The organism is Methanobrevibacter sp. DSM 116169 (genome assembly GCF_046197865.1).
Taxonomy (GTDB): domain Archaea; phylum Methanobacteriota; class Methanobacteria; order Methanobacteriales; family Methanobacteriaceae; genus JAHKLT01.
Genome location: NZ_CP166990.1, coordinates 1,249,668 through 1,271,214 on the forward strand (window position 1 = coordinate 1,249,668; position 21,547 = coordinate 1,271,214).

Annotated in this window: 34 protein-coding genes; 4 read left to right on the forward strand and 30 right to left on the reverse strand. The window is 29.6% G+C overall.

Features of this window, described 5'->3' with window-relative positions:
• Positions 1 to 22 precede the first annotated feature (22 nt).
• The 27 genes from secY to ACA134_RS06265 form a co-directional block, all read right to left on the reverse strand.
• The gene (gene secY, locus ACA134_RS06135) at positions 23 to 1,384 is read right to left on the reverse strand and encodes a preprotein translocase subunit SecY (RefSeq protein ID WP_409199540.1); all 1,362 of its coding nucleotides are present in this window, start codon (positions 1,382 to 1,384) and stop codon (positions 23 to 25) included.
• Between the two features lie 25 nt (positions 1,385 to 1,409).
• Positions 1,410 to 1,847 carry an uL15 family ribosomal protein gene (locus ACA134_RS06140; protein ID WP_409199541.1) on the reverse strand — a complete coding sequence of 146 codons (438 nt, stop codon included), beginning with the start codon at positions 1,845 to 1,847 and terminating at the stop codon, positions 1,410 to 1,412.
• Between the two features lie 9 nt (positions 1,848 to 1,856).
• On the reverse strand, positions 1,857 to 2,315 hold the full coding sequence (gene rpmD, locus ACA134_RS06145) for a 50S ribosomal protein L30 (RefSeq protein ID WP_409199542.1): 459 nt from the start codon (positions 2,313 to 2,315) through the stop codon (positions 1,857 to 1,859).
• 11 nt (positions 2,316 to 2,326) lie between these two features.
• A complete protein-coding gene (gene rpsE / locus ACA134_RS06150) occupies positions 2,327 to 2,971 on the reverse strand; it encodes a 30S ribosomal protein S5 (RefSeq protein ID WP_409199543.1) in 645 nt (214 codons plus the stop codon).
• Positions 2,972 to 2,973: 2 nt separating this feature from the next.
• On the reverse strand, positions 2,974 to 3,555 hold the full coding sequence (locus ACA134_RS06155; protein WP_409199544.1) for a 50S ribosomal protein L18: 582 nt from the start codon (positions 3,553 to 3,555) through the stop codon (positions 2,974 to 2,976).
• Between the two features lie 11 nt (positions 3,556 to 3,566).
• The gene (locus tag ACA134_RS06160; RefSeq protein WP_409199545.1) at positions 3,567 to 4,013 is read right to left on the reverse strand and encodes a 50S ribosomal protein L19e; all 447 of its coding nucleotides are present in this window, start codon (positions 4,011 to 4,013) and stop codon (positions 3,567 to 3,569) included.
• A 121-nt stretch (positions 4,014 to 4,134) separates the two neighbouring features.
• A complete protein-coding gene (locus ACA134_RS06165) occupies positions 4,135 to 4,461 on the reverse strand; it encodes a 50S ribosomal protein L32e (protein ID WP_409199546.1) in 327 nt (108 codons plus the stop codon).
• A 28-nt stretch (positions 4,462 to 4,489) separates the two neighbouring features.
• On the reverse strand, positions 4,490 to 5,023 hold the full coding sequence (locus ACA134_RS06170) for a 50S ribosomal protein L6 (protein ID WP_409199547.1): 534 nt from the start codon (positions 5,021 to 5,023) through the stop codon (positions 4,490 to 4,492).
• Between the two features lie 8 nt (positions 5,024 to 5,031).
• A complete protein-coding gene (locus ACA134_RS06175) occupies positions 5,032 to 5,424 on the reverse strand; it encodes a 30S ribosomal protein S8 (RefSeq protein ID WP_409199548.1) in 393 nt (130 codons plus the stop codon).
• A gap of 11 nt (positions 5,425 to 5,435) precedes the next feature.
• Complete coding sequence (locus ACA134_RS06180) at positions 5,436 to 5,579, reverse strand: 30S ribosomal protein S14 (protein WP_409199549.1); 144 nt, start codon at positions 5,577 to 5,579, stop codon at positions 5,436 to 5,438.
• A gap of 8 nt (positions 5,580 to 5,587) precedes the next feature.
• Positions 5,588 to 6,097, reverse strand: coding sequence for a 50S ribosomal protein L5 (locus ACA134_RS06185; RefSeq protein ID WP_409199550.1), 510 nt, complete (start codon positions 6,095 to 6,097; stop codon positions 5,588 to 5,590).
• Positions 6,094 to 6,822, reverse strand: coding sequence for a 30S ribosomal protein S4e (locus ACA134_RS06190; protein WP_409199551.1), 729 nt, complete (start codon positions 6,820 to 6,822; stop codon positions 6,094 to 6,096). Before ACA134_RS06190 ends, ACA134_RS06185 begins: the two co-directional genes overlap by 4 nt.
• Before the next feature lies 1 nt (position 6,823).
• Positions 6,824 to 7,177, reverse strand: a complete 354-nt coding sequence (rplX, locus tag ACA134_RS06195) for a 50S ribosomal protein L24 (protein ID WP_409199552.1) — start codon at positions 7,175 to 7,177, stop codon at positions 6,824 to 6,826.
• 8 nt (positions 7,178 to 7,185) lie between these two features.
• Complete coding sequence (locus ACA134_RS06200; protein ID WP_409199553.1) at positions 7,186 to 7,584, reverse strand: 50S ribosomal protein L14; 399 nt, start codon at positions 7,582 to 7,584, stop codon at positions 7,186 to 7,188.
• A gap of 3 nt (positions 7,585 to 7,587) precedes the next feature.
• Positions 7,588 to 7,905 (reverse strand): 30S ribosomal protein S17, encoded by a 318-nt coding sequence (locus ACA134_RS06205; RefSeq protein WP_409199554.1) that lies wholly within the window; start codon positions 7,903 to 7,905, stop codon positions 7,588 to 7,590.
• An 8-nt stretch (positions 7,906 to 7,913) separates the two neighbouring features.
• Positions 7,914 to 8,204, reverse strand: coding sequence for a ribonuclease P protein component 1 (locus ACA134_RS06210; protein ID WP_409199555.1), 291 nt, complete (start codon positions 8,202 to 8,204; stop codon positions 7,914 to 7,916).
• A gap of 60 nt (positions 8,205 to 8,264) precedes the next feature.
• On the reverse strand, positions 8,265 to 8,606 hold the full coding sequence (gene yciH, locus ACA134_RS06215; protein WP_409199556.1) for a stress response translation initiation inhibitor YciH: 342 nt from the start codon (positions 8,604 to 8,606) through the stop codon (positions 8,265 to 8,267).
• Positions 8,607 to 8,813, reverse strand: a complete 207-nt coding sequence (gene rpmC / locus ACA134_RS06220; protein WP_409199557.1) for a 50S ribosomal protein L29 — start codon at positions 8,811 to 8,813, stop codon at positions 8,607 to 8,609.
• A gap of 56 nt (positions 8,814 to 8,869) precedes the next feature.
• Positions 8,870 to 9,664 carry a 30S ribosomal protein S3 gene (locus tag ACA134_RS06225; protein ID WP_409199558.1) on the reverse strand — a complete coding sequence of 265 codons (795 nt, stop codon included), beginning with the start codon at positions 9,662 to 9,664 and terminating at the stop codon, positions 8,870 to 8,872.
• A 4-nt stretch (positions 9,665 to 9,668) separates the two neighbouring features.
• The gene (locus tag ACA134_RS06230) at positions 9,669 to 10,130 is read right to left on the reverse strand and encodes a 50S ribosomal protein L22 (protein ID WP_409199559.1); all 462 of its coding nucleotides are present in this window, start codon (positions 10,128 to 10,130) and stop codon (positions 9,669 to 9,671) included.
• Positions 10,131 to 10,142: 12 nt separating this feature from the next.
• On the reverse strand, positions 10,143 to 10,553 hold the full coding sequence (rpsS, locus tag ACA134_RS06235; protein WP_409199560.1) for a 30S ribosomal protein S19: 411 nt from the start codon (positions 10,551 to 10,553) through the stop codon (positions 10,143 to 10,145).
• Between the two features lie 14 nt (positions 10,554 to 10,567).
• On the reverse strand, positions 10,568 to 11,293 hold the full coding sequence (locus ACA134_RS06240) for a 50S ribosomal protein L2 (protein WP_409199561.1): 726 nt from the start codon (positions 11,291 to 11,293) through the stop codon (positions 10,568 to 10,570).
• 11 nt (positions 11,294 to 11,304) lie between these two features.
• Positions 11,305 to 11,565 (reverse strand): 50S ribosomal protein L23, encoded by a 261-nt coding sequence (locus ACA134_RS06245; RefSeq protein ID WP_409199562.1) that lies wholly within the window; start codon positions 11,563 to 11,565, stop codon positions 11,305 to 11,307.
• A gap of 21 nt (positions 11,566 to 11,586) precedes the next feature.
• Positions 11,587 to 12,351, reverse strand: a complete 765-nt coding sequence (gene rpl4p / locus ACA134_RS06250; RefSeq protein ID WP_409199563.1) for a 50S ribosomal protein L4 — start codon at positions 12,349 to 12,351, stop codon at positions 11,587 to 11,589.
• A gap of 2 nt (positions 12,352 to 12,353) precedes the next feature.
• The gene (gene rpl3p, locus ACA134_RS06255; RefSeq protein ID WP_409199564.1) at positions 12,354 to 13,361 is read right to left on the reverse strand and encodes a 50S ribosomal protein L3; all 1,008 of its coding nucleotides are present in this window, start codon (positions 13,359 to 13,361) and stop codon (positions 12,354 to 12,356) included.
• Positions 13,362 to 13,574: 213 nt separating this feature from the next.
• Entirely contained in the window at positions 13,575 to 14,399 is an 825-nt protein-coding gene (locus ACA134_RS06260; RefSeq protein WP_409199565.1) for a putative RNA uridine N3 methyltransferase, read from the reverse strand.
• Positions 14,400 to 14,627: 228 nt separating this feature from the next.
• Positions 14,628 to 15,257 carry an METTL5 family protein gene (locus ACA134_RS06265; protein ID WP_409199566.1) on the reverse strand — a complete coding sequence of 210 codons (630 nt, stop codon included), beginning with the start codon at positions 15,255 to 15,257 and terminating at the stop codon, positions 14,628 to 14,630.
• A gap of 94 nt (positions 15,258 to 15,351) precedes the next feature.
• Here ACA134_RS06265 and ACA134_RS06270 point away from each other — a divergent pair, with 94 nt between their 5' ends.
• Positions 15,352 to 16,848 (forward strand): acetyl-CoA carboxylase biotin carboxylase subunit, encoded by a 1,497-nt coding sequence (locus ACA134_RS06270; RefSeq protein ID WP_409199567.1) that lies wholly within the window; start codon positions 15,352 to 15,354, stop codon positions 16,846 to 16,848.
• A gap of 4 nt (positions 16,849 to 16,852) precedes the next feature.
• Positions 16,853 to 17,770, forward strand: coding sequence for a biotin--[acetyl-CoA-carboxylase] ligase (locus ACA134_RS06275; protein WP_409199568.1), 918 nt, complete (start codon positions 16,853 to 16,855; stop codon positions 17,768 to 17,770).
• Here ACA134_RS06275 and ACA134_RS06280 read toward each other — a convergent pair.
• Both ACA134_RS06280 and ACA134_RS06285 read right to left on the reverse strand, forming a co-directional pair.
• On the reverse strand, positions 17,760 to 18,926 hold the full coding sequence (locus ACA134_RS06280) for a TIGR03576 family pyridoxal phosphate-dependent enzyme (RefSeq protein WP_409199569.1): 1,167 nt from the start codon (positions 18,924 to 18,926) through the stop codon (positions 17,760 to 17,762). The two genes, ACA134_RS06275 and ACA134_RS06280, sit on opposite strands and share 11 nt — an antisense overlap.
• A 44-nt stretch (positions 18,927 to 18,970) precedes the next feature.
• Positions 18,971 to 19,294, reverse strand: a complete 324-nt coding sequence (locus ACA134_RS06285; RefSeq protein ID WP_409199570.1) for a hypothetical protein — start codon at positions 19,292 to 19,294, stop codon at positions 18,971 to 18,973.
• 155 nt (positions 19,295 to 19,449) lie between these two features.
• Between ACA134_RS06285 and ACA134_RS06290 the strand changes: the two genes are divergently transcribed.
• Together ACA134_RS06290 and ACA134_RS06295 are read left to right on the forward strand one after the other, a co-directional pair.
• Positions 19,450 to 20,016, forward strand: a complete 567-nt coding sequence (locus tag ACA134_RS06290; RefSeq protein ID WP_409201080.1) for a manganese efflux pump MntP family protein — start codon at positions 19,450 to 19,452, stop codon at positions 20,014 to 20,016.
• A gap of 226 nt (positions 20,017 to 20,242) precedes the next feature.
• On the forward strand, positions 20,243 to 20,800 hold the full coding sequence (locus tag ACA134_RS06295; protein ID WP_409199571.1) for a ferritin: 558 nt from the start codon (positions 20,243 to 20,245) through the stop codon (positions 20,798 to 20,800).
• A gap of 13 nt (positions 20,801 to 20,813) precedes the next feature.
• On the opposite strand, the gene ACA134_RS06300 is transcribed toward ACA134_RS06295, so the two are convergent.
• Entirely contained in the window at positions 20,814 to 21,428 is a 615-nt protein-coding gene (locus ACA134_RS06300) for a class I SAM-dependent methyltransferase (RefSeq protein WP_409199572.1), read from the reverse strand.
• Positions 21,429 to 21,547: the final 119 nt, after the last annotated feature.

The following is a 21,547-nucleotide window of genomic DNA, read 5'->3' on the forward strand; positions in this document are numbered from 1 at the left end:
AAACACCTCTAATTTTAAAATTTTAATTATCTCCTAAGAATTTTCTAAGCATCGGATGTGAGTCCATAAGTTGCTCTTCAGCCATTTCTTCATAAAGTTTATAAACAATTCCTACAGTAAGTAAAACTCCTGTACCTCCACCTAAAGCAGAAGTAAGATCTGCTCCAAATGCAATAAGTCCTACAAAAGCACCACTTATAATAGTTAATGCAGGAATATACTTTTTAAGAATTTTATAAAGTTGACGTTTACTACTTCTGAAACCTGGTATTTGAATACCTGAATCATAAAGTTGTTGTGAAACTTTTTTAGCATTTAATCCACTAATTTCAACCCAAAGATAAGAGAATACAATACAACATGTAATGAAAAATATTGCATAAATTAAAACTCTAATTGGATCTGTCCAAAGTAATGCTACATTATTTGGAGTAGATAAATATAAAGCTATTCCACTAACTGCTTTTCCTTGTTCAATTTGTCCGAAAATAGGAAACCCAATTCTTTGGAAAACACTAGCTATTAATGAAACATTAACAAGTAATGCACTAGTTAAAATAACAGGCATATTACTAGCATAAATAAATTTCAAAGGATATTTAGCTACAGAACCTCTAACACGACCATGACCTCTAATTTGCCCTCTAGAAATAGGAATTTCAACTCTAATAGATTCACCATAAACAACAATTAAAAATACAATAATAGTTGCAAATAATGGGAGCAATATTGAAAGATCAGGAGTGCCATTAGCTATTGATTGGATAAATCCAGCTAAAATACCTGGATATGAACCATCAGCAGCAGGTAAGAAATTAAATACACCTACAATAATAGCTTCACAAACACCAGCAGCAATAAACAATCCAATTCCACTACCAAAACCCCATTTTGATACAACTTCATCAAGGTACAATACTAAAATAGCACCAATAACAAGTTGAAGGAACAGGATACCAATATATGATTCATCAATTGGAATTAAACTACCAGTTAATACTAAAACACCAGCTTCAAAAATTGTAAAGACAATAGCTAAAATTTTTTGAGTACTTTGGAACAATGCTTTATCTTTATGAGAGGATAAATCTAATTTTAATAATTTTGAACCAACTAAAAGTTGTAGTACAATGGATGAAGTAACAATAGGACCAATACCTAATGTAAGTATTGAACCAAAACTTCCTGCCATAACAGCTCTTAATTGTGCAAATTGATCTACTGCACTAGGACTTAAACCAAATAATGGAATTTGGGTTAAAGCAAAGTACAATACTAAAATAATTGCAGTCCATTTTAATTTTTCATTGAAGCCTTCCTTATGAATCGGAGCTTTAACTTCAGGCAAAAATTTAAATAATGGAGTGAATTTTTCTAAAATCATTATATTCCCCAGTACTAAGAAGAAACTATAATTCTATAGCTTCTCCTCCACATTCTTCGATTTTTGACTTAGCAGATTCAGAAAAACTAGGTGATTTAATAGCTAAAGCTTTGGTAATATTACCTTTTGCTAAAACTTTATTAAAACCTAATTCAGTAACATCAATTGCAATAGTATCTCCTTCTTTAGTAGCAAGACCTTTATCTAAAAGTTCTTCAGCTTTTTCTTCTAAGTAAGATACATTAACTGTATTGATTTCTTCAATCATTTTTTGAGGTCTTTTAAAACCATGTTTACCATAATGATCAGGGTCATATTTAGCAGTCCAAGTCCAGTGTTGTTTAGAAGCACCAGCATTACCTTTTCCACCTTTGTTACCAGCCCCTCTTCTTTTCTTGGAACATCCTCCACCAATGGATCTTGAACCTCTCATTTTATTAATTTTACGTTTAGTTCTAATCATAGTATCACCTTAAGCCATTTTTTTAGCAAGCTCTTTAATAGCTTCTCCCCTATAACCTAAAGAACCTCCTTCTTTAAAGGAAACACGAATATTTTCATATCCTTTTCTAGGAGGGTGAAGGCGTAAAACAGGCTTAATATTTAAATCAGACAATTTAACTTCACCATTAACTAAAGCTTTAGCTAATTCATCAATAGAATCATAATCAGAATTTTCTTTTAAGAATTCATTAGTAAGTTTATCTCCACCAATGATTTCACCACGTTTAGATAAAATTTCAGCTAAAGTTTCAGCATCAATTTCTCCCCATGTAACATAATCCTTAGATTTTTGAAGCATTCCATTATAACTAGGATTATCTTCAACTAAAACAGCATGGCTAATTCTATTAAGTCTTAACATTTTTAAAGTTTCTGCAATATTTCTTATGACACCGGTTGTGCCTCTAACTCTAATAACAAAAAACATCAAATCACCAATTATTCAGAGCTAACTCCCATGCTCTTAAGTTGTTTTTCACTAGCTTTTACTTTACTTAATTCTTTTAATGCGTCAAAGACAGCATTAGCAAAATTAACAGTAGTTTGGGTTTGACCACTAGAAGTAGACCAAACATCTTGAATACCTGCAAGTTTTAAAATAGTTTTACCTACATCACCAACAACAAGTCCTACACCTGCTGGAGCTGGTATTAAAGAAACATTTACACTACTAGTTTTACCTTGGACTTTGAAAGGAACTGTGTGTTGTCTGTGACATACACAACCCCAATCTCCACAGCCTCTTCTAACTTTAATAATATTATATTTAGCATTATCAACAGCTTTTCTAATAGCAGGCCCTACTTCTTTAGCTTTACCTTGGCCTAAACCAACATAACCGTCTTTGTTACCAACAGCAACAATAACTCTGAAGTTAACTTTTCTACCAGATTTGTGCATTCTTTGTACTAAATTAACATCCATAACTTCTTCTTCTAAATCAGGGATTAATGCGTCAAGAATTTCTAATTCCATTATTGGAAGACCTTTTTCAAAAATCTCATCAATATCAGTAATAGTACCTTCTTTAACTAAATTCCCTAACTTAGTTTTTGGTTCCCATTCTTCCATATTAAAACTCATATTTATACCCCTGTCTCATCAATCTTGTTTTTAGTTTCATCAAAGTTTTTAGGTAAATCCACAGGTTGAAGTCCTTTTTCTAAATATTTAGAGAATAATTTTTTGACTTCATCTTCAGATAATGATTCAGCATAATTAGCAATATGTTCACCAGTAATACGATCATCACTAGGTAAAACAGATTCACCGTGAGGAATTTCTAATCCTGCATCAATAGCTCCTTTTAAAGCTGCAAAGATTTTAGAACCTTTAATTGGAGATTTTAATCCAACATCTAAAATTGCATTATCAATATCATTAGCTATTGCTTTTTTACCGCAAAGGTAAGCAGTTAAATAAGCTGCACTGGTGTTTTTCAAACCACCTAACCATCCTAAATCAATTAATTCTTTACTATTTGCAGAAACAATGGTTTCATCACCATCTTTCTTATACATAATTATTTGAACATTAACGTAAGAATTGGATAATCTAACAACTAAACGAGGTTTGTCATGATCGACTAATTTAATTCTCGCAGCATAATTAGTTTTACCCTCTCTTCTTCTTCTAAATGCTACTTTATATTTTGTTCCTTGTGCCAATTTAATTCCTCCTATTTAATCAAATCATGATCGCGAGCATAGGTCTTCATGTAAGATTTACTTTTGAAGGCACCACCCTTAGCCATTTTATATAATTTACGATAAGTAGTAGCATTAATTTCTTCATCTTCACGCATTTGTTTAAGATCTTTTCTTAAAGCCCTGATAGTAGTCATCCAAACTTGTTTTTTAGGTGACCGAGCATTTTTTGCTCCTTTTATACTACCCCTACCTTTTCTTTTACCTTTTTTCTTTTGTTCCGCTATTTTTTTAGACCTGAAGCTACTAATACCTTTTTTAGGTTTAGCTTTAATAACTCCGTCATTTATTAGCTGGTTTACATTTTCCCTAGTAATAGCTCTTGAAACCTCATCAATTTGTTCTGGATCGATCCAAACACGGTTCAAGCCTACTTTAAGTATACTCGCAGCTAATCTTTTTTGTGTAGTAAGATTCATTTATAATCCTCCGTATTCAGCAAAGCTGATAAACTTAGATAATACTAAGTTTCCCTTAAATAACAAATAATAATTAAACTCAAAAATTCCCGAGAGTTTAAAATATTAATATGATTATTAATTATTTATTTAAAATTTTAATACCTAATTCTAATGCTTTACTAAGCATTACTTCTTTTTTCTTTTGACCAATAGTTGCACTTATTCTTCCTGCTTCAGTAGCTGGATCTAATTTTTCTAAATCATCCATATTACGAATAAGAACATCTTTATATCCAGATGGATGTAATCCTCTGGTTTCCTTAGGAGTCCTATAACCAATAGCAGGCATTGCTGGTTTTCCTGCCTCATACCTTCTCATTTTACTGGTTTTTCCTCTAGGACGTCTCCATTTTATTCCAAGTTTTTTATAACGTGAATATTCTTGTCTTTTAAATCTTTTATTCATTTAATCACCTAAATGTAAAAAAAATCCCTTATTCCTTACTAACTAAATATATTCCATCTTGGAATACTCTAGGATCTCGTCCTTTAATTTTAGTAGCTTGTTCAAGATTAGCCATAGTTTGACCAACATCTTCTTTATTAACACCAGTAATAGTGACTTCATCTCCCTTAACAGAAACTTTTGCACCACCGACTACATTAGCCATTCTAGGATGTCTTTCTCCAAGGAAATTATCAATATTTATTTTATCTTTATTCACTTTAACAGTCATTGGAAAGTGAGCAAATACAATTTTCATATGATATGTAAAACCATCAGTAACTCCTTTAATCATATTATTTAAATGAGCTTTTGTAGTTCCAATCATTGATTTATCTTTCTTTTTTGGGAAAGAAGTTACAAGAACAATACTATTATCATCTTTACTAATTTTTACATTAGGATATGAGAAATTTCTAGAAATTTGACCATTTGGACCTTTAATAGAAATATCCTTATCAATTATAACTTCAACGCCTTCAGGAATTTCAATAACTTCCTTTATAGCTGCAGCTACTACCATTTTATCACCTAATACATGTAAGCCAACAAACGACCGCCAATTCCTTTATCTTTAGCCTCTTTGTGAGTCATAATTCCTTCAGGAGTTGTAACGATCAAAATTCCGAAATTTTTTGCTGGTAAATATCTTTTTTCGAATTTTTCGAATTCATCTTTCTTAACAGCATGGCGAGGTTTAATAACACCACATTTATTAATGTTACCATCAAGTTCCACAATAAATTTACCTGCCTTGTTGTCATCTACATATTCAAAATTACCTATATAATTCTCTTTTTGCATAGTGCTTAAAACATGCCCTATTAATTTAGAAGCTGGAGAAATACAACATGAATCATTCACTTGTAATTCATTATTCCTTATATTTGTTAAAGCATCTGCAAGAGGATCCATAAGACTCATATAAAACACCTCTAATTATATTTTTTAAAACCCATTTTAGGAGCAAGTTCTCTAAAACACTGTCTACATAAACTTAGGTTATATCTACTGACCATTGCTGAATGATCACCACAGCGTGTACATTTTTTTGCTGCTTTTCCGTATTTTCTTGGCAAAATATCACCTATGAATTTAAATTAATTTGGAAATTATCTTCCATAAACTTTAAAGTTTCTTCTTTTGTAATCCTATGCTTTTGAGGAATGTTTTTCTTTTGAATTTTTCTTTTATTAACCCTATAACCCGGTTTTTCAAAAGTAATAGAAACATTCATACCAAAAATTCCAATATCTGGACTATACTTCATAGTTGGAATATCAATGTGCTCAGTAATACCAAAAGATAAGTTTCCATTAGTATCAAATTGTTTGCTTTTGATATTTCTACCAATTCCTTCTAAAACCATATCAATAGCTTTATTAGCTTTTTCCCCTCTTAAGGTTACTTTACATGCAATTGGTTGATTTTTTCTAATACCAAATTCAGGATTTGTAACTTTGGAAAAAGTCTTAACAGGAGTTTGACCAAACATACTCTCTAATAATGAAATAGCACGAGATAATCTTTCACCAGATTCTCCAACACCAATACTAATAGTAGCTTTAGAAATTAAAATTTCATTCATTGGGTTCATTTATTAGCCTCCAATAAAGAAATACTAGGTTTATCATTACCTAAAACAAAAGTATAATCTTTTAAAGTAAGGAAAGTATCCTTTTTACTGTTTTCAATAATTACAGTATTTGGATTGGAAGATTGATCAACATTAATTTCAGAAATAATACCTATTTCACCAGTATGTTTACCTCCAGTTACTAAAACTGAAGCTCCTTCACCAAATTTAAATACTTCATCAATTTCATTGTTTGCAACATTTAAAGAAATAACATCTGATACATCATACTCATCTGCATCAACAATTAAGTTTTTACCATCATGTAAATTTAATTGAGTTTTATTATCTTTAATAGTTGTTTTATTAACAATTTTACATAATTTTGAGCTATCTTTTGAAACTTCGTGTAATTTTAATCTACCTTTAGTATCTAAAAGAATTCTATAAGATTCACCAGTTTTTGGAATTTCAATAATATCCATAAAACCTACTGGGAATTTATAATCTTTAATAACTCTTCCATCAACTAGAACATTACCTGAGTTGATGATTCTTTTTGCTTCTCTAGCATTATCTGCTAAAGCTAAAACATCTCTAATAACTAAAGTTAAGGATAAAGATTTATTAATAGCATGTGAACCTGCGGAAGGTTTCACGGTCCATGTATCCTCTTTAGGATGGATAGGCCATGTTTTAGGTGCTTTAAATCTTTTAAGATGTTTTCTTGATCCCATTTTAGCCATATTAATTAGCCCCTTCAATATTTTTTATTCTTCTATCATCATCTAAATCTGCATCAATAATCATCAAATTAGATGGGTCGAGAGGTACATATACTGCATTACCATCAGGTTTATTTAAAACAACACCATCAACAGTAACTTTATAGTTTCTGTGAGTTATTGAAATAACTTTTCCTTCTTGTTGTTTGAAATCACCACGTAAGACTTTAACTTTGTCTCCGACTTTAATAGGTAATGATCGTACACCCACTTGTTCTCTTAATTCTTTACTTAAATTAGAACTCATATAATTTTGACGCTTATGTAATGGAGCATCATAACGAGCTTTTCTTTGTTTTCTTGGTTGTATTGACACATTATCACCTATACTAAAATACTTGCAGCACTGCCAACACTAGGCCATCTATCTGCAGCTTCTTTAGCTACAGGACCTCTTACTTCAGACCCTTTTAAAACTCCTTCAGGAGTAATAATAACAGCTGCGTTATCTTCGAACTTAACACGAAGGCCATCAGCACGTCTGAATTCCTTTTTTTGTCTAATAACAACGGCATTGACAATTTCTCTTCTCATATCTGCAGTTCCTTTTTTAACTGAAGCAACAACTAAGTCACCGACACCAGCAACATCAATTCTTCTACGAACCCCTTTATATCCTTTTACAGATATTATTTGAATTTCACGTGCCCCAGTATTATCAACACATTGGAGTCTAGCTCCAATAGGTAAAGGCTTAGAAACACTAGATGTAATTGCTTTCATAATTTATTCTCCTTTTAATTCAACTAATACAAAATGTTTAGTTTTACTTAAAGGTCTGCATTCAGCAATTTTTACTGAGTCGCCTATTTTAACATCAAAACAATCAGGTTTATGGACACTGATTTTTGATTTTCTTTTTTCATATCTTTCAAATTTTCTTATGAATTTATAGAAACTACGTTCTACAGTGATAGTTTTTTCAGCTTTATCACTTACAACAACCCCTTCAAGAACCTGACCTCTTACTGGTAAAGTACCGTGAAAAGGACAATTAGGATCTTCACATGTAGTTTCTGGCTTTTGAACATTAAGTCCTACCATAATATCACCTATATTTTCTTATATCTTTTTTTTATTCTATCTTCTGGACGAATCAACAAAATTTTTCCATCAATCTCTACAAATTCCCCGTTTGGAAGTTTAAATTGGAAAGTTGAAACCTTTTTAGGAAATACTTTTTCAGTTATTTTTCCATTTCCCGTAATAAACTCAATTTTTAAAGTATTTTTGGTTTCATCTATTACTGTACCAATTCGATTAAGAGATTCATTATTAAATTTATGAACATTAACAGAAAGTCCTATTAACTCATGATAAACAATATTTTTAGAATTTATCATTTAAACCTCTATAATGATTCTGACATATGGAATAATTTAATTATTGAATTAGATGTAAACTTATCTCTTTTTTTTAGAATCTCTTTTTTTGGTTTCACGAATCTCAATTGTATCTGAGGAAAAACCCATGTCGGATAAAACTTCTTTAACTTTAACTTTATGATCTCCTTGGAGTTCAATTTGTCCGTTTTTGGAAGTTCCACCACAAGCACATTTATTTTTAAGAGTTTTAGTAAGTTCTTTTATATCAATATCATGCTCATCTATACCTTCAATAATAGTCATGAGTTTCCCGAATCTACGTCTAACAGTAAAAACTTTAACAGTTTGAACTTCTCTTGCAATTTCTTCGCAAACACAAAGTTCTTCAGGAAGCCCGCAAACATCACATATCTTTGACATTTAATTCTCCTTTTGTTTTTCGTTCATAATTGTAAGAACACGAGCTATTGTCCTTTTAAGCTCTCTAACTTTTCCAGGGTTTTCATTAACACCTGCAGCTGCACTTTTAGAAATATTTTTGGCTAATTCTGCTTTGAGCTCAATCAATTTTTCATTGATATCCTCATTTTCCATTTCCCAAATTTCTTTACTTCTTAAAATCGCCATTATTTCAACTCTTTTATAATAATTAAAGAATGATGTTTATAATTAAATAAACATTATTAATTATCTTCCTCAATAGCTTCCTCTTCAGAATCTAATTCTTTCAAATCTTCAGAATCTAATTCTTCGATTGCTTCAATATCTTCTTCGAGTATTTCTAATTCTTCAGCGTTAGAATCTTCATCCTCAATAATAACATCTTCTTCAGAATTGCCCATTTCTTCACTTTCAACAACTTCATTGTCTTGAGTGATTTCCATTTTTGGAGGAAGAACGTCAACACTATCAGGTAAAACAATGCCCGGAGGCATGATTTTAACATAAATACCTAAAACACCTGGTTTTAATTGGACTGTTGCAAACCCTTTTTCTACATATTTAATAGAAGGTTCACCACATTTTTTGATATATCCTTCAACAAATTTAGCAACAGCTGATCTTGAACCTCTGATTTTACCAGAAATGGTAATTTCTACACCTTGAGCACCTGCTCCCATAATTCTACGAATTGTGGAATAAGCAACTCTCCTAAAGTGCATACCTCTTTGTAACATATTAGCTATTTTATAAGCCATGATTTTAGGATTAAGTTCTGGAACATCAACTTGTTTAACTTCAATTTGAGGATTGTCCAAACCATATTCATTTTTAAGAGTACTAGTAATGGTACGAACATTTTTTCCACCCCTACCAATAACCATACCAGGTCTTTCAGCATAAACAACAACCATTGTTCCAAGAGGAGTTATTTGAACTTCCATTCCACCATATCCTGCTCTTTCAAGCTCGGATTCTAAATATTCATCAATTCTGGTTCTTTTAAAACCTTCTGTGACAAAATCTTTTTCTATCATTGATTTAAGCCTCCTCTAAAACAATTTGAATATTGGTAGTAGGTGTATTAAATGGAGTAACTCTACCAAAAGCTCTTGGAATAATTCCCCTAATAATAATACTCCTGTGACTTGATATATGTTCTATAACAAGTTTTTCATTATCCAAACCTTTATATTCAGCATTTGCTTCAGCATTTTCTAAAACTTTTAAAATATGAGTAGCAGCTTTAACCGGATAACGCCCACTAGGCCATCCTTTTAATCCTTTTCTGTGACCAACTTTTTTATTATGTCTTTTGAAAGGAACAGCTCTTTCCATAGCAATTACTTCATCTAAGTAATTTTTAGCATCTGAAACTTTCATTCCTCTTAAAGCATTACAAATTTCAACAGAATGTTTTGGAGAAATCTTAAGAGATTTAGCCATAGCACGAGCAATTTTAGATTCATTTATATCTTTATTATATGCATAATTATTCGCCATGTTATAATCTCCTTATTTAAGTGGTACAAACATAGATGATCTTGTAGCACCCATACCTGGGTCACCATGTTGAACTCTTTGTCTAGTAGGTGCAAATTCACCAAAATAACATCCAATCATTTCTGGAGCGATTTCTACTTCAACAAAATGTTGTCCGTTATATATACCAAATCTAGTACCGACCATTTCAGGTATAACTATCATATCTCTACAGTGAGTTTTGATAACGATTGGTTTTCCGCCCTTATTTTCTTCTTTTTTCAATTTTCTCATTTTATCAAGAACAATTTGTTGTCTTGGTAAGAAACCTCTTTTCAAAGATCTTCTTTGTCTTGAAGGTAATAATGCTATTACATCATCAAGAGACATTTCTTGAAGTTCTTTAAGAGTATATCCTCTATATTTAAATTCCTTTCTTGCCAAAAAATCACCTCCAATTATCTTCTTTTACCTGTTCTCTTAGCTGCAATTGAACCAACTTTTCTTCCTGGAGGTGCATGTCTTGAAATAGTAGTAGGACGTCCAGGATGTTGTCTGTTACCTCCACCATGAGGGTGGTCAACAGCATTCATTGCTACTCCTCTAACAGTCATAGACTTTTTACCCTTTGCTTTAAGAGCATGCCATCTATTACCTGCTTTAAGGAATGGTTTTTCTTTTCTACCTCCACCAGCAACAACACCGATACTAGCACGGCATTTTGGGTTGAGATATTTTAATTCACCTGATGGTAATTCAACCACAGATTGATTTGCATCATGAGTAATTAAAGAAGCATAAGTACCAGAAGACCTTACAAAACGTCCTCCGTCACCTGGTCTATTTTCAATATTGTAAATAGGAGTTCCTTCTGGAATTTCAGCAAGTGGTAATGTATTACCAAAGCTTATAGGAGCTGAAATACCACATTCAATTTCATCACCAGTTTGAATGCTTTCAGGTGCAAGAATATTTCTTTTTTCACCATTTTCAAATTTAACTTCTGCAATAGGTGCAGTTCTACCAGGGTCATGAATAATTTCAGTGACAGTTCCTTTAATACTGCTTTCTTTTTCTAATGCATCGTAAGATCTATATTGAATTTTATCTTTAAAACGATGAGAAGCTACACGATAAGCAGGAGTTCCTCTTCCTCTTCTTTGAATAATAAGTCGTTTTCCCATAGAAAATCCCCCTAGAATACTCCCATCTTAATAGCTATGTCTTCTGCAGAACTTTCTTCAGCTAATTTGACATATGCTATTTTTAAACCTTTTGAATTGTAATGAAGATTAACTCTTTCTACATCTTCACCGAATAATTCTTTAAAAGCTTTTTTAACAGCATTTTTGTTTGATTTATGGTTAATAACAAAAACAAGTTCATTATTTGTATCAATTAAATTCATAGTTTTTTCAGTAACATGTGGTTTTACAATAACTGAGTATGGATCCATAATAATCACCTTTTTCCAATATTATTGGAATAATCCTCCAATTTTTTCAATTGCGGATTTTGTAAAAATAGTAAGTCTTCCTGGGTGAGTACCTGGCGCTAATAATTCAGCATTGAGGTTTTCTACACTAACCACATCTAAACCAGCGTGGTTTCTTGCACCTAAACTGATTCCTTTATCCTGATCAACTACTAAAAGAGGTCCTTTTACATGTTTATATTTACGGCCTCTTGTTTTTCCTCTTCCTGCTCTGATTTTTTTACCAGTTTTAGCACGAACAATATCATCAAAAACTCCTAAGCTTTTGAAAATTTCACGAGTTTCTTTTGTTTTCTTAACAGAAGAAATATCATCTTCAACAACAATTGGGAATTGATCTACATTATCAATGTTATGACCTCTATTTTCAACTATTTCTTTATTAGAAGTAGCTGCAATAGCTGATCTGATAGCAAATCTTCTTTCTTTGATATTGATTTTTTCATGATGATTTTTTTGTGCTCTAGTAGGATGAGCTTGTCTACCACCAACAGCTAAAGGAATAAAAGCAGCTTTAGAACCGTTTTTAATCCTAGGTACCATAGCAGCACCTCTACCTGAACCCCAAGATTCAGCAGAAGTTCTTTTACCTGCCATTGGATCATTACCCCAAGGTTGTACTCTAGCTGTTTGAGCAGAAATTACAGCTCTTTTAATAAGATCTGGTCTAAATTCCTCTTCAAAAATAGCTGGAAGTTCAATATCTCCAGTAACTTCTCCCTCTTTTGAATAAACATTAACCTTCATAATTATACACCTTGTTTAGATTTAGTGTTAATATGATTTATTTGAGGTAAATCATCTGCCTTTTTAGGCCTCATAGCTTTCCTAAGAATGATTAATCTTTTAGATGGACCAGGAATAGAACCTTTAACTAAAATATAGTCATTTTTAACAAGTCCGTATTTAATAAATCCACCATCTGGATTTACTTGGTCTACTTCATCTGCAGATGCAATTTTTAGAATTTTTTTATTGAATTCTGTTCTTTTATGGTAACCCATTTGCCCAGCTTGAGCAACAGTCCACATAGTTCTAGAAGGAGTCCAAGGTCCAATAGAACCTACATGTCTAGCTTTACTACTTCTTGCAGCTTTACCATACTGAATTCTGATTCCCCATCTTTTTACAACACCCTGGAATCCTTTTCCTTTAGTTGTTGCAATTGCGTCTACGAATTGACCTTCAGAAAAGATTTCACTAGCTTTAACTTCCCCACCTAATAATTCTAATGCAGCATTTAATTTTTCCTCAGCTGAGGTACCACCAATACCACATTCAAATATTTCTGGTTTTTTCTTAGGGACACTAGTCACCTTAGGATTAGTATGTACTAATAATTTTATATCCTCTGTGAATTCTAAAGTTTCTTTAATTTTAGCAATAGCTTCAGATTTATTATATTTCTTAGGAAGAGATATTTTCCTAGAAAGTTCTTCATCTAAATTGTCTGCGATAACTTCAGTTATAACTTTCAATCCACGAGATGTTTTTTCATATGCTCTTATACCCATTACTATGATAGCAGGAACTTCTAATACAGTTACAGGAGTAAATACTTCCATACCATTGGTTGGAGAATTTTTATCTGTGTCTGTGACCATAGCGTGAGTCATACCCACTTTATAACCTGCGAGACCAAGTAATTTTGTTTCATCGATAGTTGGCCAAGATTTTACTCTAGGAGTCTCTTTAGCAGCTCTTTTTCTTGGACTAAAAGCTACAGACCCTTTTCTTGGCTGATGATGTCTTGCCATTTAATTAACCTCCTTATTTAAGTTTTCCATTTTAATTTTTAAATTGAATTTTATAAGGCACTTATATTACATAACATAAGTTAACCTAAGTTAAGATAAGAATATTTTAAAATAACTTATCTGCATAAATAGTAATAAATAGCTAATATAAGCTAGTTAAAACTAGATAAACATGAATTTACAATATATTCAGTAAGTGTATGTATGTGCGTATTAATCCAACATTAGATTAATCATAGATAAAGTAGCAATTACTGCTTCTTCGGTCCTAACAGTCTCAGTTCCTTGAGATGGAATTGTATTAACTTTACAAAGATCCCAGTTAGAACTAGCAATATCTTCATTAATTGAAGAATATGGACCACCGAATAAAATAGCGATGCTTTTAGAATTATTTACCTTATTATATAATTCATCAAAAATAGAATTTATTGATTTTCCATATTTTGTTGTTAATATAACAAAATCTGGATTTAATACTTTTAAGCTATTTTTAAGATTTTTATTAGTGGATATAACATTATATCCCCAGTAAATGTCATCTGGTTCATCAGGTGTGACTATTACTTCTTTAGCAATTTTACTTACTTTAAAGCTAAAAACTTTATTAACAGTGAGTTGCTCTTTGCAAAAAACAAGATCATCTGTACCAATATCTATAAAAGTTCCTTTTTTATTTCTTTTTACTGTGAAACCTTGTCTATAATCTCCAACATTTAATTCCTCACTAGTAGGATGATGTGGAGTTCGAAGCGGTGGTAAAATACCAACATGCTTTAATTCTCCTTTTATAGGAAAAGCTCTTTTCCTCAAATATTGAGGAGTATTCATATAACTTAAAATTTCACTAATGAAATCTGCATCTTTTTGTGCAAATTCATCATTAACAGAACCATCATTATAGATAACAACATCACTTACTCTGAAAACAGCTAAAGCTCTACCTAAAATTCCAATTTTAGATGTTTTAAGCTTATAATCTTTTGTTTCTGAGATAAATGAACTTGGTAAAAACACAGATACCTTATCTTCATACATTAATAAATGTTTATAAATATTTATATATAAAGATTTTTGTTAACACAAATATAGCTATCACTAATACATATACATTCATCAATATTATATCACTTATAATATTGGTAGCTCGGCTACAAAATTATACTCATTAGAATATATTAATATAATTTATAAAAAAAATAGTATTTAAATATATTGTTTATTATATAAGTGCAAAACTAATTATTACAATTTAAATTAATTAATTTATGAAATTTCAACACGAAAAACAATAACTTTAACTTCTTTAATCTCTTTTGTATGGAAATCATAAATCTTTGGAATTGGAAAATTATATTTAAATTCATGACTTATTTTTCCACCTAATTTTTCAAAATAATCATAAATATAATCATGAGTAGATGCCATATGAAAAGAATAAACTACATCAGAAATAGCTACTGCCTTATTAATAAACTTAGTATCACTACCACTAATTGCTTTTTTTTGAGATCCAAATGGAGGATTTTGAAACAATGTATCAACTTTAAAATCATTAGGCACTTCAGATATATCAGAATGTATAAATTCAATGTTTTCTATATTTTTTCTTTTTGCAGTTTCACTAGCTATTTCAATAGATTCTTCATCTATATCAATTCCATAAATTTTATTAGCTCCAAGTAAACTAGAAGCAATTGAAAAAATTCCAGTACCACACCCAAAATCCATAATAGTTTTAGATGAAATATCCCCTAAAGAATATGCATTCCATAATAAATCTGCTGCAATAATAGCTGATGTAGAATATTGTTCTAAATCTACTTTAGGATTTGGATGAATAGGAACATCTTGAATTAACATTTCCAAATGTCTTTGTTTTGAAATTTTTTTCATATTTTAACCAATGTTTATTTTAGCCAACAAATATAATAATTAATAATATACATATTATATTATATATTTAAAAAAAGTTTTCATGGAGTTTTTTATGTTTGATAAAATATTAATTGCAAATAGAGGAGAAATAGCTATAAGAATAATGAGAGGTTGTAAAGAATTAGATGTTAAAACAGCTGCAGTTTATTCTGATGCTGATAAAACTTCTCTTTATACTAATTATGCAGATGAAAAATATGCATTAGGAAATCCTTCACCAGCAAAATCTTATTTAAATATAGATAAGATTATTGATATAGCTATTGATTCTGGATCCGATGCAATTCATCCGGGATATGGTTTTTTAGCAGAAAATCCTGCTTTTGCATCAGCATGTGAAAAAAATGGAATTAAGTTAATAGGCCCTACTAGTAATGTTATTCAAGAAATGGGAGATAAAATAACTTCTAAAAAATTAATGAAAAAAGCAGGTGTTCCTGTTATTGAAGGTACTCCAGATGGTGTAACAGATATTAAAGAAGCATCAAAGATTGCAAATAAAATTGGATATCCTGTTATTGTTAAAGCTTCCGCTGGTGGTGGAGGTATTGGAATGCGTGCTGTTTATGAAGAAGATGAATTAATAAGAGCTATTGAATCAACACAATCTGTAGCTTCTACTAATTTTGGAGATTCAACAGTATTCATAGAAAAATACCTTGAAAGACCAAGACATATTGAATTCCAGGTATTAGCTGATGAAAGTGGAAATGTAATTCATGTAGCTGATAGGGAATGTTCCATACAAAGAAGACATCAAAAATTACTTGAAGAAGCTCCATCTCCAATAATGACTGATGAACTGAGAAATCAGATGGGTGAAAGTGCAGTTAAAGCTGCTGAGACAATTGGTTATAGTGGCGCTGGAACTATTGAATTTTTATATGATAATGGAATGTATTATTTCCTTGAAATGAATACTCGTATTCAAGTAGAGCACCCCATTACTGAAATGATTACTAATATTGATTTAATTAAAGAGCAAATTAAAATAGCTGCAGGAAGAGAACTAACATTAGGTCAAGAAGATGTTGTTGTAAATGGTCATGCAATTGAATGCCGTATTAATGCTGAAAATCCATTGGCTGATTTTTCACCAGATCCAGGTAAAATTACAGGTTATAGATCACCTGGAGGACCTGGAGTTAGACTTGATAGTGGAGTTTATATGAATTATACAATACCTACTTTTTATGATTCAATGATTTCAAAGCTTATTACTTATGGAAGAAGTAGGAATGAATCTATAGCTAGAATGAAAAGAGCATTGAATGAATACATTATTTTAGGTGTTAAAACTACTATTCCATTCCATAAAGCTATTATGAAAAATGAAAACTTCCTTCAAGGAGATTTACATACACATTTTATTGATGAACATAAAAAAGGAATTGACAAAGAAATGGAAAATGTTATTTTAGAAGATTTAGAACGAGTGAGTCGATTAAAATCAACATTTATGCCTGCAAAAAAAATAGCTGCAATCTCTTCAGCTGTAGGCTCATATTTAACTAATGCAAAAACCCAACAAATAAATAAAAAAAGATGATCTTATGAAAAATGAAATATTAAATCTTTTACTAAAAGAAAATAAAATTTCAAAAGAAGCAGCTGAAGAATTTTCTATCTATGATATAGATGGCCTTATGAATACTATAAAAAATGTAGGCAAAGAAAAAACAGAACATATCCAAAGAGATAAAATCATTGATGGTTTAGATAGTCCTTTATTTAAAGAAAACATTTATGTTTATAAAGAAGTAATGTCAACTAATACTCTTGCTAAGTTTTTTGCAGATCAAGGTCAAGATGAAGAAACAGTAGTTATTTCTGAAAAACAAACAAAAGGTAGAGGCAGATCAGGAAAAAAATGGGAATCTCCTCTTGGTGGTGTCTGGTTAACAATGATTGTTAAACCACGTATCGATCAAACAAAAGCTTCCCTTATTACTCTTGCAACTGGTGTTGCTGTTGCAAATACAATTAAAAGTTTTGGAATTGAAAATGTTGAAATTAAATGGCCTAATGATATTTTAATTGATGGTAAGAAAGTTTCAGGAATTTTAACTGAAGCAGTTGCTAAACTTAATTCTATAAAATATATAGTAATTGGTGTAGGTATAGATGTTAGTTTAGAAAATAATAAAATGTCTGGTGATTTAAAAGAAGAAGCAATTTCATTAAATAAAGCATCAGGTGCAAAAGTTGATGCAAATGAAGTCATAAAACGATTTTTAAAAGAATTCGAAATCATATTCAAAATGTTTGAAGATGAAAAATATGAAGAAATATTAAAAGAATGGAGAAAAGATTCATATTCAATAGGAAAATATGCTAAAATCAGACAACCATTTGGAAATAGCTTCGATGCATATATCATTGGAATAAACAAAGAAGGAACATTAATTGTAGAAAAAGCAGACGGTACTCTTGAGAAGGTGATTTCTGGAGAATTTGAAATTAAAGACTAAACAATAATTCTCTAATTTCTTTTTTATTTTTAATTATTTTAAGTAATTCATCAAAAGACCAATTAATTTTATTATAAACATCTTCAATTGAAAGATTATTTGAGTCTTTAGAAGACATATCAAAACGAATAGTATTTGATGCACCAGGCATTGAAACTGCAGGAATAGTAATAATTCCTTGATTTTTAAGTAATATCATAGCAAAAATATAAGTTAAATCACTACTTGAAACATTATAATTAATATTGTATTTATCTACTTCTTTTTTTAAATCTTCTTCTTGAATCATTATTCCTGTTGGAGTTTTTTTAAAATAAGAAAAACTTTCATTAATTAAATTAAATAATTCATCTTTTTTTGAAATAGCATTAATTAAATTTTGAGGATTATATTCTTTTAATCCATTAACCATAGCAAGTATTGAAGAACCTTGTGCTTCTAGACCAAATTCATTAGCTTTAACTTTTATTAAATCTATTAACTCTTTTTTACCAGCTAAAAGCCCTCCTCTAGGACCATTCATCAGTTTATCAGTACTGGTTATTACAAGATCTACACCTAAATCCCATGCTCTTTTTTGATTAAAAACTGCAGTTCTAAGTCTTGCTCCAGATGCATCATCTACAAAAACAGGAATATTATTTTCTTTAGCTATTTTAATAATCTTCAAGAAGATATCTTCTGATATAACTTTATGATCCATTGTAGAACCTGTTATAATTATTAAACTAGTATTATCTAAAAGTTTAAAATCATTAATATTATCAAATTCATAATAATTTGCACAAATAAGTTTACATGATCTTGGAATTGAAGGATGTGAAGGTTTTTCTGGAACAAAATGCAATACATTTGAATTTTTTTTAACTAATGCTAAAATAGTAGCTAAAATTCCAGAACTAGTTCTATTAACTCCTAGAACTTTTTCACCACCCAGATGAATTTTACCTTGGATTTCTAATTGATTTTCAAAGATTGCTGGTCCAACATATGTTTCTAAAAGATTTAAATCATTTGAACTAGCTATAAATCCACCAGATAGGCCAGTCAAATCAAATAAATATTTTCGGCCTTTATTAAAAGTAATGTTTTCAATAATTTTAAGAGCATTTTCTCTTTTTTTAATTTCATCTAAAGAATTACTTATAATGCTCATTATATCTAAATAAAAAAAAAGTATTGATAAAATAAATAAATTATTTATTCATCAAATTTTAATTTGAAGTCATCTGAAAATGCTTCAACAAGGATTTTTAAGTTTTTATCTTCAATTGGTAAAGATATAGGTTCTGCTTCTCCTTCCATATAAGAATATTCTGCATCCATAACATTTCCATCTGCTGTAGTATAAAATATAATACTGTCTCCATTTTCTGGGTCTTTAGTTGGTAAAAATACTTCAACAGACATTCCTAATTGTTCGAAAAACTTAACTTTTTCATCATCACTTTTAATTACTTTTTTAAACTTTGTAATACGGGATTTTAGTTTTTTCTCAGCAACTGCATTTAAATCATCAGCCATATAAAACACTCCTAACTAATTTATAGTAAAATACACTTATATAGAAAATTAAATTTTAATATATATAATTATTTTGTACGTATTATATATACTTAACAATTACTTAAATAAAAAAATCTATTTTAAAATAAATATTTATACATAAAAAATAAATTATTAATATGGAAATTGTCTCTCTTTTTTTAATAGCTATTGCTCTTGCAATGGATGCTTTTAGTGTATCTCTTACTGAAGGATTTAGACTTAGAAAAAACATTAGTATCTATCAAACATTGATTATTGGATTGTTTTTTGGAATATTTCAGGCTATAATGCCTCTTTTAGGTTGGATAGCTGGAGAACAAATTAGTTCAATTGTTTCTACTTTTGCACCGATTATTGCATTTATTTTACTTGTTGCAATTGGAGTAAAAATGATTTATGATAGTGTAAGAGAAATAGAAGGAAAAGAAGATGAAAATAGTGAATTTTCACATAAAAAATTATTAATTCTAGCTATAGCTACAAGTATTGATGCATTTGCAATTGGAGTGAGTTTTTCACTTTTAGGATTTAATAATATAATCATTCCAATGGTTGTAATAGGAGTAGTTGCATTTATTTTCTCAGAACTTGGAGTATTTCTTGGTGAAAAACTTGGTAATAAATTTGGAGACAAATTTGAAGTTTTTGGAGGAATTATTTTAATTTTACTTGGTATTAAAATTCTTATAGGAATTTAATATAAGTAAACTTATACTTTTTTTAATAATATTTAATTAAACTATCAATATGGACAATTAAATATTATTTATTAATGAATTATATATCATTTTGATTTTTTATTGAATTTTTTTAGAAATTGTCTTTTTATTTTAATAAAAAATTATATATAGTTTAAAAAACATATAATATAATGTAAATATGTCTATTTATTGAAATTTTTTTATTTTAAAAAGAGGTGATTTTATGAAAATTTCAAATGAAACTATTGAACAAAGGAGAAAATCAGCTATTGATGATAAAACTGCTGATTTACTTGTAAAACAAATTTCTCATGAGCTATATAACCATAATCTATATAGAACATTTGCAAATTATTTTGCAGTTAAAGGCCTAGATAAATTAGAGACATATTATATTGGAAGGGCTAATGAAGAACTCCTACATCACCAATGGATTGTAGATAGATTAGATTATGCTGATGTTGAATTTAAATATCCTGCTGTAGAAGCAGTTACAAATCCTATTAAAGATAATGTAGATACTTTTTCTCAAACTTTAGATAAAGAAATTGAAACAACTCAATTAATCTATAATATTGTTAGTAGTGCAAAAGAAGCAAATGATTGGGAAACCTTTAATTGGCTTCAAGAAACTTTAGTTAAAGAACAAACTGAAGAAGAACATATCAGCAGAAAATACTTAAAAATTGCTGCTCAAGAAGATGTTGATTGGGTAACAAAAGCTGACACAATTTTAACTGATTATGAATCAGCACAAGCTGCAGAAGGACAACAAAATTAGTCCTTCTCTTTTTTTATTTTGAAATTATACAATACATTCTATTTTTAGATATTTCAATAATATCAATTATCTCAAGATCTGCTTTATTCATCATTTCTTTTACCTCATCAATTGTATATTTATTAAAGTTATTTTCAGTAAATTTTGTCTTAAGTAAGAAATCTTTTGATAAGAAGGCATTTAAAAAGATACCATCGGTTTTTAAACATCTTTTAATTTCTTTAAAACTTTTTACAGGTTCATCCCAAAAATACATAGTATTTATTGTATATATTTTATTAAAAAAGTCCTCATCATAAGGTAAATCTTTTACATTAGCTATTTTTAAATCTAATTTTCCAGAATTAATATCACTTTTAAGTTTTTTACTAGTAGTTTTAAGCATATCTTGTGAAATATCAATCCCATAAGCTTTTTTAGGATTCTTTTTTAAGATTTTCTCAATTACATATCCATTTCCAAAACCAATATCTAATACTGCATCATTGTTTTTAATATCAATATTATCTAAAATTGATTTATATTGTTTATTATTCATCTTATTCATAAATAAAGTTATGAAAGATCCAAAACCACCTCTAGGATTTGAAAATTGACTAGAAATAAAATTATATAAATTGCTAAACATTAAATTTATTTATAATTTTATTATTTTATAAATATTTTGGTGTAACTAAATTTTATATGTATTATTAATTTAAGTACTAGAAAAATATAATATTTTTGAGAACTATTAATTTTTAATAG

Excerpts from the sequence above, each read along its gene's own strand:
- ACA134_RS06225 (WP_409199558.1), bottom strand. The coding sequence starts at position 9,664 with ATGATAGAAAAAGATTTTGTCACAGAAGGTTTTAAAAGAACCAGAATT.
- ACA134_RS06160 (WP_409199545.1), bottom strand. The coding sequence starts at position 4,013 with ATGAATCTTACTACACAAAAAAGATTAGCTGCGAGTATACTTAAAGTA.
- ACA134_RS06275 (WP_409199568.1), top strand. The coding sequence starts at position 16,853 with ATGAAAAATGAAATATTAAATCTTTTACTAAAAGAAAATAAAATTTCA.
- ACA134_RS06140 (WP_409199541.1), bottom strand. The coding sequence starts at position 1,847 with ATGATTAGAACTAAACGTAAAATTAATAAAATGAGAGGTTCAAGATCC.
- ACA134_RS06165 (WP_409199546.1), bottom strand. The coding sequence starts at position 4,461 with ATGAATAAAAGATTTAAAAGACAAGAATATTCACGTTATAAAAAACTT.
- ACA134_RS06210 (WP_409199555.1), bottom strand. The coding sequence starts at position 8,204 with ATGATAAATTCTAAAAATATTGTTTATCATGAGTTAATAGGACTTTCT.
- secY (WP_409199540.1), bottom strand. The coding sequence starts at position 1,384 with ATGATTTTAGAAAAATTCACTCCATTATTTAAATTTTTGCCTGAAGTT.
- ACA134_RS06205 (WP_409199554.1), bottom strand. The coding sequence starts at position 7,905 with ATGGTAGGACTTAATGTTCAAAAGCCAGAAACTACATGTGAAGATCCT.
- ACA134_RS06175 (WP_409199548.1), bottom strand. The coding sequence starts at position 5,424 with ATGAGTCTTATGGATCCTCTTGCAGATGCTTTAACAAATATAAGGAAT.
- ACA134_RS06295 (WP_409199571.1), top strand. The coding sequence starts at position 20,243 with ATGAAAATTTCAAATGAAACTATTGAACAAAGGAGAAAATCAGCTATT.
- ACA134_RS06230 (WP_409199559.1), bottom strand. The coding sequence starts at position 10,130 with ATGGCGAATAATTATGCATATAATAAAGATATAAATGAATCTAAAATT.
- ACA134_RS06260 (WP_409199565.1), bottom strand. The coding sequence starts at position 14,399 with ATGTATGAAGATAAGGTATCTGTGTTTTTACCAAGTTCATTTATCTCA.
- ACA134_RS06200 (WP_409199553.1), bottom strand. The coding sequence starts at position 7,584 with ATGAAAGCAATTACATCTAGTGTTTCTAAGCCTTTACCTATTGGAGCT.
- ACA134_RS06270 (WP_409199567.1), top strand. The coding sequence starts at position 15,352 with ATGTTTGATAAAATATTAATTGCAAATAGAGGAGAAATAGCTATAAGA.
- ACA134_RS06245 (WP_409199562.1), bottom strand. The coding sequence starts at position 11,565 with ATGGATCCATACTCAGTTATTGTAAAACCACATGTTACTGAAAAAACT.
- rpl4p (WP_409199563.1), bottom strand. The coding sequence starts at position 12,351 with ATGAAGGTTAATGTTTATTCAAAAGAGGGAGAAGTTACTGGAGATATT.
- ACA134_RS06285 (WP_409199570.1), bottom strand. The coding sequence starts at position 19,294 with ATGGCTGATGATTTAAATGCAGTTGCTGAGAAAAAACTAAAATCCCGT.
- ACA134_RS06280 (WP_409199569.1), bottom strand. The coding sequence starts at position 18,926 with ATGAGCATTATAAGTAATTCTTTAGATGAAATTAAAAAAAGAGAAAAT.
- rpsE (WP_409199543.1), bottom strand. The coding sequence starts at position 2,971 with ATGAGTTTTAATATGGAAGAATGGGAACCAAAAACTAAGTTAGGGAAT.
- ACA134_RS06240 (WP_409199561.1), bottom strand. The coding sequence starts at position 11,293 with ATGGGAAAACGACTTATTATTCAAAGAAGAGGAAGAGGAACTCCTGCT.
- ACA134_RS06265 (WP_409199566.1), bottom strand. The coding sequence starts at position 15,257 with ATGAAAAAAATTTCAAAACAAAGACATTTGGAAATGTTAATTCAAGAT.
- ACA134_RS06170 (WP_409199547.1), bottom strand. The coding sequence starts at position 5,023 with ATGGTAGTAGCTGCAGCTATAAAGGAAGTTATTGAAATTCCTGAAGGC.
- rpl3p (WP_409199564.1), bottom strand. The coding sequence starts at position 13,361 with ATGGCAAGACATCATCAGCCAAGAAAAGGGTCTGTAGCTTTTAGTCCA.
- rpmC (WP_409199557.1), bottom strand. The coding sequence starts at position 8,813 with ATGGCGATTTTAAGAAGTAAAGAAATTTGGGAAATGGAAAATGAGGAT.
- ACA134_RS06300 (WP_409199572.1), bottom strand. The coding sequence starts at position 21,428 with ATGTTTAGCAATTTATATAATTTTATTTCTAGTCAATTTTCAAATCCT.
- yciH (WP_409199556.1), bottom strand. The coding sequence starts at position 8,606 with ATGTCAAAGATATGTGATGTTTGCGGGCTTCCTGAAGAACTTTGTGTT.
- ACA134_RS06185 (WP_409199550.1), bottom strand. The coding sequence starts at position 6,097 with ATGAACCCAATGAATGAAATTTTAATTTCTAAAGCTACTATTAGTATT.
- rpmD (WP_409199542.1), bottom strand. The coding sequence starts at position 2,315 with ATGTTTTTTGTTATTAGAGTTAGAGGCACAACCGGTGTCATAAGAAAT.
- ACA134_RS06190 (WP_409199551.1), bottom strand. The coding sequence starts at position 6,822 with ATGGCTAAAATGGGATCAAGAAAACATCTTAAAAGATTTAAAGCACCT.